Genomic DNA, 9,256 nt, shown 5'->3' on the forward strand with positions numbered 1-9,256 from the left:
GACCGCGAAGCCGCGACCGGCGTCGCCCGCCCGGGCCGCCTCGACCCCGGCGTTCAGGGCCAGCAGATTAGTCTGGAAGGCGATCTCGTCGATCAGGGAGGTGAAGCGGGCGATCTCGTGCGAGGAGTCGCGGATGGCCGTCATGGCCTGGGTGGTCTCGTCCACCACCGACCCGCCGTGTTCGACGTCCCGGCGGACGGCGACGACGGCCTGGGCGGTGTTCTGGGCGGCCGCGGCGGCCTGTTCGACCCCGGCGGCGATCTCCTCGGTGGTGGCGGCGGTGCGCTCCAGCCCGGCGGCCTGGCGTTCGGTGCGCACGGCCAGGTCGTCCGACGCGATGGCCAGTTCGCCCGAACCGGTGCGGACCGCCTCCGCGCTGTCGGCGACGGCGCCGAAGGCGAGGCGCAGGCCGGTGGCGGCGGCGTTGAAGTCGTCTTTCAAGGTCTCGTACTCGGGTGGGAATTCTGCCTGGATCGACACGCCGAGATCGCCCTGGGCCAGCGTCTTCAGGGCCTGACCCAGGGCGGCGACCACCTGGCTCTGGCGCGCCTCGGCCTCGGCCTTTGCGGCGGCGACCTGGTCGCGCTCGGCCTCCAGCGCGTCCAGATAGGTGGAGATGGCAAGGTCCATGTCCAGCAGGGCGCGCTGGTTCAGTTCGGCCAGGGCCTCGCCCGTCTGACGGTCGTGGGCCGCGCCGGCGAAGGGTTTGCGCGGCCGCATCGCCACCGCCTTGATCAGTTCGCCCAGCAGCACGCCGTAGCCGCCGATGTACCAGCGCGGCTCCAGTCCGATGCGGGCGTGGGTGCGGCCGATGACCGCGACGGCCCGGGCGTAGTCGTCGTCGATGCGGCCTGCGATGATGGCGTCCCAGTGTCCGACCTGGGCGGACTTGGCGCGGCCCATATGGGCGTCGTCGTGGAAGAAGCGCCGCGTCTCGGGTGTGGCGCGGATGCGGTCGTAGAAGGCGTCCAGGGCGCCCGGCGCGGCGGCGCGCAGGATGTTCTGCATGGCTCGATAGGCGGCGGACGGCCGGGTCAGGCCGGCGAAGGTCGTGCGCTGCTGGATCGCGACATCGGACATGGCGTTGGAACTCCACTCATATTGGCCGGACGCCCCCGTCACGGCCTCCCCGCCTTAGCGAGCGTGGGTTTGGGCCACGTTAACGCGGCGCTTGACGGAAGTCCGATCGCATAAGGATATCTTTATACGATCGTTGCCCCCAGGACATTGTCGGGGTATGAGGCGCCAAATCCATCCTTCGGCCAGGAGCCCGAGCCATGACCGACTACATCGTCCGCGACATTTCCCTGGCCGACTGGGGCAATAAGGAAATCGCCATCGCCGAAACCGAAATGCCGGGCCTGATGGCGCTGCGTGACGAGTTCGGCGCCGCCAAGCCGCTGAAGGGCGCCCGCATCGCCGGGTCGCTGCACATGACCATCCAGACGGCGGTCCTGATCCAGACGCTGGAAGCCCTGGGCGCCGAAGTGCGCTGGGCCTCGTGCAACATCTTCTCGACCCAGGACCACGCCGCTGCGGCCATCGCGGCCAACGGCACCCCGGTCTTTGCCACCAAGGGCGAGACGCTGGAGGAATACTGGGACTACGCCCACAAGATCTTCGAATGGGCTGACGGCGGCTATCCGAACCTGATCCTGGACGACGGCGGCGACGCCACCCTGCTGACGGTTCTGGGTCCCAAGGCCGAGAAGGACATCTCGGTCCTGGCCAATCCGCAGAACGAGGAAGAAGAAGCCCTCTTCTCGGTCATGAAGCGCTACATCGCCGAAAAGCCCGGCTTCTATTCGGCCATCCGCGACGCCATCGGCGGCGTGTCGGAAGAGACGACCACGGGCGTTCACCGCCTGTATCAGATGGCCGAAAAGGGCGAGCTGCCCTTCCCCGCCATCAACGTCAACGACAGCGTCACCAAGTCCAAGTTCGACAACCTGTACGGCTGCCGTGAATCCCTGGTCGACGCCATCCGTCGCGGCACCGACGTCATGCTGTCGGGCAAGGTCGCCGTGGTCTGCGGCTATGGCGACGTGGGCAAGGGTTCGGCCGCTTCGCTGCGCCAGGGCGGCGCCCGCGTGATCGTGACCGAGATCGACCCGATCTGCGCCCTGCAGGCCGCCATGGAAGGCTATGAGGTCCAGACCCTGGACGACGCCGCCGACCGCGCCGACATCTATGTGACGACGACCGGCAACAAGGACGTCATCACGGTCGATCACATGCGCCGGATGAAGAACAACGCCATCGTCTGCAACATCGGCCACTTCGACTCGGAAATTCAGGTCGCGGGCCTGAAGAACTTCAAGTGGGACGAGATCAAGCCGCAGGTCCACCACGTGGAGTTCCCGGACGGCAAGAAGATCATCCTGCTGTCGGAAGGCCGTCTGGTGAACCTGGGCAACGCGACGGGCCACCCCAGCTTCGTGATGTCGGCGTCCTTCACCAACCAGACCCTGGCCCAGATCGAGCTGTGGACCAACGCCGACAAGTACGAGAACAAGGTCTACACCCTGCCCAAGCACCTGGACGAAAAGGTCGCCTTCCTGCATCTGGCCAAGCTGGGCGCCAAGCTGACGACCCTGACCAAGGACCAGGCGGACTATATCAATGTGCCGGTCGAAGGCCCCTTCAAGGCGGATCACTACCGTTACTGAGCCCCTGTTCGCAGGGGTCGTCCAATGACGGGGGCGTCTTACGACGTCCTCGTCGTGGGGGCGGGCGCCGCCGGCATGATGTGCGCCATCGAGGCCGGGCGGCGCGGGCGGCGGGTGCTGGTCGTCGATCATGCCGACCGGCCGGGCGAGAAGATCCGCATCTCGGGCGGCGGGCGCTGCAACTTCACCAATCTGGGCTGCGGACCGGCGAACTTCCTGGGCGAGAATCCCCGGTTCGCCACCTCGGCCCTGCGCCGCTACACCCAGCACGACTTCGTCAAACGCATCGATAAGGCCGGGATCGCCTGGCATGAAAAAACGCTGGGACAGCTGTTCTGCGACGACAGCGCCAGGCAGATCGTCCGTATGCTGACCGATGACATGGCGGCGGCGGGCGTCACGCTGAAGATGAAGACCGGCGTGGACCGTCTGGCCCGCGACGGCGACGGTTTCACCGCTCATCTGTCGGATGGATCGCGGGTCGCGGCGGCGTCTGCGGTCGTGGCGACGGGCGGCAAGTCCATTCCCAAGATGGGCGCCACAGGCTGGGCCTATGAGGTCGCGCGCCAGTTCGACATCCGCGTCACCGACACCCGCCCGGCGCTTGTCCCCCTGACCTTTGAGGCGGGGCTGCTGGAGACCCTGACCCCGCTGGCGGGCGTGGCGGTGGAGGCGAGCGTGGCCTCGGCCCCGTCGGCGAAAGCGCGAAAGGCCAGCTTCAACGAGGCGATGCTGTTCACCCATAGGGGCCTCAGCGGCCCGGCCATTCTTCAGATCAGTTCCTACTGGCGCGAGGGCGAGGCCATCGTCGCCTCCATGGCGCCGGGCCGGAACATCTTCGACGAGTTGAAGGCGGCCAAGGCGGCGAACGGACGACAGGCCGTCCATACGGCGCTCAGCCACATCATCCCCCGCCGTCTGGCCGAGACCCTATGCGCGCGAGAGGGTGCGGCGGGCAATCTGGCCGATCTGTCGGACAAGGTGCTGCGGCGGCTGGATCAGGCGGTGAACGGCTGGAGCGTCAAACCCGTAGGCTCAGAGGGTTACCGCACCGCCGAGGTGACGCTGGGCGGGGTCGATACGGCGGCCCTGGACCAGCAGACGATGCAGGCCAAATCGGTTCCGAGCCTGTATTTCATCGGCGAGGCGGTCGATGTGACCGGCTGGCTGGGCGGCTATAATTTCCAGTGGGCCTGGTCGTCCGGCTGGGCGGCCGGGCAGGCGTGCTGAATTTTTCAGGGTGCAATCCGTGCACTTTTCCGGCGATGGAGCCGAGACGGGCGCCGAAAACACCGTCTGAATAGTCTGAAATGTGCGGATCAAGCCGACTGTGGTGCCGAGGCGCGCGACGATGTCAAAGACCGGGGCCGCAGTCTAACGCGGCCGGCCGCCGTGACAGGCGGATTGTCGCTGGTCCGACGCAAGCCATGGAATATACGCCGCATCGTCCCGGCCGATAGGATGGGGCGGTGACGAAACGTCCTGCGGCCGCGCGACGCATGGCGGTGCGGACGGGCGGCCCCTAGCTTGAAGAGGCGGAACGGGCCCCTCTGGCGTCACCGCGGCCTGGCGTTTTCCCCTTCCTTTCGCCGGGCCGCCGGACGCGATGTCGGACCGCACGGGTGCGTCGACGCGGCGGGACTTTCTCCCCTCCTGGCCTGTCGCGTCGACCGCCCGACCACTCTGGACAGAACGGGAAGCCCGAATGCCGCTGTTGATGTGCCCCAATGACGACGCCGGCATGCAGACGCTGGAGCGGAACGGGGTGCAGTTCGACATGTGCCCCGCTTGTCGCGGGGTCTGGCTGGATCGCGGCGAACTGGAGAAGCTGATGTCCGCCGCCGTCGAGGAAGGGCGGGCCGCCGCGCAGTCGGCGCCCGCGCCCGCCCCGCAAGCCTATGCGCCTCAGGGTCAGCCGTGGGGCCAGAGTGCGCTCTATCGCGACGAGCGCCACCGCGACGGCGACTATCGCCACAAGAAAAAGAAGCGCGACAGCATCTTCGACATCTTCGACTGAGGCGGCGGCCTGAATCCCCGGACCGGCGCCGAGGATTCAGGGGGCTGGTTCAGACGGAAGGCGCGGCTGGCCGTTCGCAGATCGACCTCAGAGAATCTGCGCCGCCTTTTCGAACGACAGGCGAGGCGAGCGGGGGAACAGGTTTTCGTCCGAGCCATAGCCCAGGTTGAGGATGTAGTTCGGCTCGACATTTCTGTCGGGGAAGAACTCGGCCTTCACCGCGGCCGCGTCGAAGCCGGACATCGGCCCGACGTCCAGGCCCAGGGCGCGGGCGGCGATGGTCAGATAGCCGCCTTGCAGCGAGGCGTTGCGGAAGGCGGTCTCGCGACGACCGGCCTCGTCGGCGAACCAGGCGCCGGCGCCCGGCGCATGGGGGAACAGGGCGTCCAGGTGGTCGTGGAAATCCATGTCCTGACCGATGATCAGGGTGACGGGCGCCTGGCGCGTCTTCTCGCGATTGCCCTCGCTCATCAGCGGAATCAGGCGCGCCTTGGCCTCGGGCGAGGTGATGAAGACGAAGCGGGCGGGCGAGCCGTTGACCGCCGTCGGGCCGAACTTGGTCAGGTCGTACAGCCGGCGCAACAGTTCCGGCGCGACGGGGCGGTCGGTCCAGCCGTTGCGCGTCCGCGCCTCGGTGAACAGTTGCGACAGGGCGGCGTCCGACAGCGGGGCGTCGCGTGAAGTGGTGGCGTCATAGGCCATGGAATGCCTTTCCGGTTAGAATAGCAACTAGTTCGGATGCTATTTAGGGCGGGCCGGGCCGGTCGCAAGCGCGAATGCGGCGCCTCAGCGTTTCCGATTCTGATATCCGCCGCAGAACCCTCTGTCGCGTCGGCCGTCTTCGCCCTATCTAGGAGGGATGAAAGATCTGACCCAACTGATGCAGCAGGCCCAAGCGATGCAGCAAAAGCTGCAGGACGCCCAGGCCAGGATGGCCGAAACCGCCGCCGAGGGCTCCTCGGGCGGCGGCCTGGTGTCCGTGTCCCTGAAGGGACCCGGCGAGATCACGGCGATCAGGATCGACGACAGCCTGCTGACGCCGGGCGAGGGCGACATCCTGGCCGATCTGATCGTCGCCGCCCACGCGGACGCCAAGCGCAAGCTGGACGAACAGAACAACGCCCTGATGCGCGAGGCCGCAGGCCCCATGGCCGGGATGAACATTCCCGGAATGCCGAAACTGTTCTGATGGCCGCCTCCGCCGGGCCGGAGATCGAACGGCTTATCTCGCTTCTGGCCAAATTGCCGGGCCTGGGGCCGCGCTCCGCCCGGCGTGCGGCCCTGGCCCTGCTGAAGCGGCGCGAGCAGTTGCTGGTCCCGCTGGCGGCGTCCTTGGCCGAGACGGCGGAGAAGGTGGTGTCCTGTTCGGTGTGCGGCGCCCCGGATACGCGCGATCCTTGCGCCATCTGTTCGGACGGTGCACGCGACAACGGCCTGATCTGCGTGGTCGAGGAGGCGGGCGCCCTATGGGCGATGGAGCGGTCCGGCGCCTTTCGCGGCAAATATCATGTGCTGGGCGGGCTGTTGTCCGCGCTGGACGGGGTTGGGCCGGAGCATTTGCGGATCACCGAACTGGTCGGGCGTGTCAGACACCAGAAAGAAGGGGGCGGCGGGGTGCGAGAGGTCGTGCTGGCTCTTCCGGCCACCGTCGATGGCCAGACGACCGCTCACTATGTGGCCGAGCGCATCGCGGGGCAGGGGGTGGAGGTCACCTCCCTGGCGCGCGGCGTGCCGGTGGGGGGCGAACTGGACTGGCTGGACGACGGCACCATCGTCCAGGCCCTGAAGGCGCGCCGCCCGACCTGATCGGCCTCAGTTCGAGGGCTGGGTCGGGGCGTTGACGTTGGGCGCCTCGCCGGTCGGAACGGCTTGGGCGCGGCCGGTGGAATCGGTCGGGGCGTCGGCGGCGGGCGGCGTCTGGCTGTCGCCGTCGAAGGCGCGGGCGTCCGCCGCCTGTTCGCCGGTCGTCGGGTTCTGGGACTCAAAGGCGCCGTTCGAGACGAACCAGAAGCCCAGCAGCAGCACCGCCGCCGCCAGGGTGGATGCGACCAGCAGCACCAGGATGCGCGGGTTCTTCTTGCCGGAGCGAACGTATTCGGCGTCCACCGGCCGGCCCTGATGCACGGCGTCGGCGGCCTTGTCGTGGCGGGCGGGTTCTTGCGGGTTCATGGGGTCCTCCTCCGATTTCAATCAAACCAACGTGATGCGAACCGCTGTGTTCCTGACCGCGACGTCGGGCCGCTCGATCTGCGTTGCGGGCGAGGGTTCGGCCGCTTCTCAACGCCGACGACTCTCGTTAGGAACGGAGCATGAACATGATCGTCGTCGTTCTCGCCCTCGCCGCCGCCGCCTTCGCGGGCGGCTTCCTTTGGGCCTTCATGGGCTGGCAGAGGACGCGCGGCGAACTGGCGGCGGCCGAGGCGCGGGTGGAGGCGGTCGAGGACAGCCGCGTCACCATGGCCGAACTGCTGAAGGCCCAGGCCGCCCAGTCGGCCCAGGTCGTCGCGGACCAGATGGTCAGCCGAGCCACCGAGACCTTCCGCGCCCAGGACCAGCTGGCCCGCGAACGGATGGCCGCCCAGCTGAAGCCGGTCTCCGACACCCTGACCCGGTTCCAGGAGCATGTCGCCGCGCTGGAGAAGACGCGATCGGAAGAGACGGGCGGCTTGCGCGAACAGCTGGCGGCCCTGATGGCGGCGTCGTCGGCCACGCGCGACGAGGCGCGCAAATTGACCGAGGCCCTGCGCGGCAACACCGGACGGCGCGGCCGCTGGGGCGAACAGACCTGCCGAAACGTGCTGGAGGCCGCCGGCATGGCCGGGCGGTTCGACTTCACCGAACAGACCTCCAGCGCCGACGACGAGGGGCGCCAGAACCGACCCGACTTCATCGTGCGCCTGCCCGGCGGCGGCATGTTCGTGATCGACGCCAAGGCGCCCCTGGCGTTCGAGGACGACGACGGCGACGAGGAAGCGCGCGCCCGCTCGGTCGGTCTGCGCATCGCCGCCAGCCTGAAGACCCACGTCCGCCAGCTGTCATCCAAGGCCTATCAGGACCAGTTCAAGCCCAGCCCGGACTTCGTGGTCCTGTTCGTGCCCGGCGACAGCTTCCTGGCCACGGCGCTGGACCATGCGCCGGACCTGCTGTCCGACGCGATGGAATCGCGCGTGGTGATCGCCACCCCCTCGACCCTGTTCGCCCTGTGCAAGGCCGTGGCCTATGGCTGGCGGGCCGAGGAGCAGGCGGCCAACGCCGACAAGGTCGCCGCCCTGGGGCGCGAACTCTACAAACGACTGTCCGTCATGGGCGGACATGCCTCCGCCGTCGGCCGGGCGCTGGATCAGGCGGTCGGCAAATACAATCAGTTCGTCGGCTCGCTGGAGAGCCAGGTCATGGTCTCGGCCAGACGGTTCGAGGACCTGCAGGTCGACCACGAGGGCAAGACCCTGCCGGACCTGACGCCGGTGGAGACGGCGCCGCGCGTCCTAAGCCGGCCTGAGCTGATCGCCGCGAAGGACTGAAATCTCTTCTCACTTGGAAAGGGCGCTTGACTTCGACCGGCTTATGTTGTCAATGAAACTTGTCAATTGGACAAGGGATATTGACGTATGAGCAAGTGGGGATCGGTTATCAGGGCGATCGTCGTCACGTTTGGCGGCGGCTTGGCTTTCGCCTTCCTCGGCGGTTTTCTGGTCGGCTACGGCGCCAATGCGAGTTGGCTGGACGCCACGGTGGGCGAACTGATCGTCACCGCCGCGGTGACCGTCGCGATCATGGCGGGCGCCCTTTGGATCGGTGCGGAATGGATGCGCGCCATCGACGAGGCGGCGCGCGAAGCGCACAAGGCCGCCTGGTATTGGGGCGGAACAGCCGGCATGTGCGTCAGCGGCGTCGCGCTGGTTCTGTCCTCGTCCGGCCCCTGGCGCGACATCATAGCGCGCACGGTCGGAGACGGCGCCCAGCCTATCGACTATCTGTCTTTGGGGGCGGCCATGATGATCGCGCCCATGCTGATCGGATATCTGGTCGTCTGGGGCTGGTGGTGGCTGGCGCGGATGCGGGGCTGAGCCATGAACAATCGTCTCAAGGTCCTGCGCGCCGAGCGCGACTGGAGCCAGGCGCAGCTGGCCGAACAGCTGGGCGTGTCGCGCCAGACCGTGAACGCGCTGGAGACCGGCCGTTACGACCCCTCCCTGCCGCTGGCCTTCAAGATCGCCCGCGTCTTCGGCCAACCCATCGAATCCATCTTTTCCGACGCGCAGTAGCCGACGACATGGCGTTGCACTCGTCAACGGCATGTCGGCCGCGCGGCGCGCGGACCCGGCGACCCATGCCGCCTCCTTATCCGGGCGATGTCCCGCGCGGCCTGGCCTGCCCCTTTGGTTTTCATTCCTTTCCCTACACTCAAAGAGACAATCATGACCTTCACCGCCCGCCTTCGATCCGCCGTCTCCACCCTCGCCCAAGGCGCCGTCGGCGTAGCCGGAGGGCTGGCCCTGTTCGCCGCCATCGCCGGCGCGCCGGTCGACGCCCAGGCTCAGGCCCAGGCCCAGGCCCAGGCCCAGCCGGC

General features: G+C 67.8%; 11 protein-coding genes. 8 read left to right on the forward strand and 3 right to left on the reverse strand.

Going from position 1 to position 9,256, the window contains the following annotated elements:
- Window positions 1-1,080: protoglobin domain-containing protein (locus RTU05_RS15505; RefSeq protein ID WP_312599241.1), on the reverse strand; the 1,080-nt coding region annotated here is incomplete at its 3' end.
- Window positions 1,081-1,277: 197 nt separating this feature from the next.
- On the opposite strand from RTU05_RS15505, the gene ahcY reads away from it, so the two are divergent.
- From ahcY to RTU05_RS15520, 3 genes are all read left to right on the forward strand, one after another.
- The gene (gene ahcY, locus RTU05_RS15510; RefSeq protein ID WP_312599242.1) at window positions 1,278-2,669 is read left to right on the forward strand and encodes an adenosylhomocysteinase; all 1,392 of its coding nucleotides are present in this window, start codon (window positions 1,278-1,280) and stop codon (window positions 2,667-2,669) included.
- Between the two features lie 24 nt (window positions 2,670-2,693).
- Window positions 2,694-3,899 carry an NAD(P)/FAD-dependent oxidoreductase gene (locus RTU05_RS15515; protein ID WP_312599243.1) on the forward strand — a complete coding sequence of 402 codons (1,206 nt, stop codon included), beginning with the start codon at window positions 2,694-2,696 and terminating at the stop codon, window positions 3,897-3,899.
- A gap of 475 nt (window positions 3,900-4,374) precedes the next feature.
- Entirely contained in the window at window positions 4,375-4,686 is a 312-nt protein-coding gene (locus tag RTU05_RS15520) for a zf-TFIIB domain-containing protein (protein ID WP_312599244.1), read from the forward strand.
- Window positions 4,687-4,773: 87 nt separating this feature from the next.
- On the opposite strand, the gene RTU05_RS15525 is transcribed toward RTU05_RS15520, so the two are convergent.
- Complete coding sequence (locus RTU05_RS15525) at window positions 4,774-5,388, reverse strand: malonic semialdehyde reductase (RefSeq protein ID WP_312599245.1); 615 nt, start codon at window positions 5,386-5,388, stop codon at window positions 4,774-4,776.
- A 157-nt stretch (window positions 5,389-5,545) separates the two neighbouring features.
- On the opposite strand from RTU05_RS15525, the gene RTU05_RS15530 reads away from it, so the two are divergent.
- Entirely contained in the window at window positions 5,546-5,875 is a 330-nt protein-coding gene (locus RTU05_RS15530) for a YbaB/EbfC family nucleoid-associated protein (protein WP_312599246.1), read from the forward strand.
- A complete protein-coding gene (gene recR / locus RTU05_RS15535) occupies window positions 5,875-6,492 on the forward strand; it encodes a recombination mediator RecR (RefSeq protein ID WP_312599247.1) in 618 nt (205 codons plus the stop codon). The genes RTU05_RS15530 and recR overlap by 1 nt, the downstream gene beginning before the upstream one ends.
- A gap of 6 nt (window positions 6,493-6,498) precedes the next feature.
- On the opposite strand, the gene RTU05_RS15540 is transcribed toward recR, so the two are convergent.
- A complete protein-coding gene (locus RTU05_RS15540) occupies window positions 6,499-6,855 on the reverse strand; it encodes a hypothetical protein (protein ID WP_312599248.1) in 357 nt (118 codons plus the stop codon).
- Between the two features lie 140 nt (window positions 6,856-6,995).
- Between RTU05_RS15540 and RTU05_RS15545 the strand changes: the two genes are divergently transcribed.
- From RTU05_RS15545 to RTU05_RS15555, 3 genes are all read left to right on the forward strand, one after another.
- Window positions 6,996-8,207, forward strand: a complete 1,212-nt coding sequence (locus RTU05_RS15545) for a DNA recombination protein RmuC (RefSeq protein ID WP_312599249.1) — start codon at window positions 6,996-6,998, stop codon at window positions 8,205-8,207.
- A gap of 141 nt (window positions 8,208-8,348) precedes the next feature.
- On the forward strand, window positions 8,349-8,753 hold the full coding sequence (locus RTU05_RS15550) for a hypothetical protein (RefSeq protein WP_312599250.1): 405 nt from the start codon (window positions 8,349-8,351) through the stop codon (window positions 8,751-8,753).
- A gap of 3 nt (window positions 8,754-8,756) precedes the next feature.
- Entirely contained in the window at window positions 8,757-8,951 is a 195-nt protein-coding gene (locus tag RTU05_RS15555) for a helix-turn-helix transcriptional regulator (RefSeq protein WP_248118696.1), read from the forward strand.
- Window positions 8,952-9,256 lie beyond the last annotated feature (305 nt).

Origin of the sequence: Brevundimonas sp., assembly GCF_032017145.1 — a bacterium.
In the GTDB taxonomy this organism is placed as follows: Bacteria; Pseudomonadota; Alphaproteobacteria; order Caulobacterales; family Caulobacteraceae; genus Brevundimonas.